We start from the raw sequence: 858 nt of genomic DNA, 5'->3' as shown, positions 1-858 counted from the left end.
GTATGCCATGCTGAAAAAGGGCACGCGTTATGAACCAAGCCTACTAGCAAATTAACATTTAGCCTTCGATAACAGAAATAACTGTATTGACCAAGAACCTGCGTTAAGCGGTTAGACCCACCCTTGATAGCCTGTAAAGTGATTAGTGTGTTAAAACACCGAGTAGGAGAAGAGGCACAAGGGCGCGAATACATCATAGGGCCGAGGTAGCTCCTCATTATGAGCCCGCATATAAGTACGCAGTCTAACAAAATTAACGAAGGGTATTGTGCAATAGGAGGAGTCCATATAAGGTACTTTAGTGCCGAAAGTGTCTGATATGCTCTTCACACATAACCAGAAACATTCATGGCTAAAGCCGTTCCTACGCTTTGTAATCATGATGTTCAATCACAGTCCTAACGTTGTTTAATCATGATGACAAGATTGGAGGGCTCTAAAATGGGCTACTTCACCTTACGCTAATCCGTCTCTCATTAATGAGCAACACAACAACGCGGTGCTTGACGAATAAATACGAAAAAGCCCAGCAGGTTTCCCCGCTGGGCTTTTATATTTATATTGTCTCGTCCTGAAATGTGTTTACACATTTAGGACTTATTATGACCAAGTCAAATAATACACCGATCAAACGAACACAACGAGATTATTCATTAGGCTTTAAATTACAAGTTGTCGACGCTGTAGAAAAAGGCGATATGACTTATAAACAAGCCCAAAAAATTTATGGCATACAAGGTCGCTCAACTGTGCTTACTTGGTTGAGAAAACACGGTAAGATGGATTGGACTCAATCACCTAAGATGACTATGCCTAAATCACCTAAAGCCAAAGAAAGCCCCGCACAAAAAATCAAGC

At 41.3% G+C, this 858-nt stretch carries 1 protein-coding gene; it reads left to right on the top strand.

Translation table 11 applies throughout. The features are described from left to right. Positions 1-602: 602 nt before the first annotated feature. A partial coding sequence (locus tag LPA49_RS22220; protein ID WP_326847815.1) for a helix-turn-helix domain-containing protein occupies positions 603-858 on the top strand: 256 nt, incomplete at its 3' end.

Source organism: Pseudoalteromonas sp. MB41, from assembly GCF_020966275.1.
GTDB classification, from domain to species: Bacteria; Pseudomonadota; Gammaproteobacteria; order Enterobacterales; family Alteromonadaceae; genus Pseudoalteromonas; species Pseudoalteromonas lipolytica.
Note: the sequence above shows the minus strand (reverse complement) of the source record. Positions and strands in the feature narration are given on the sequence as shown.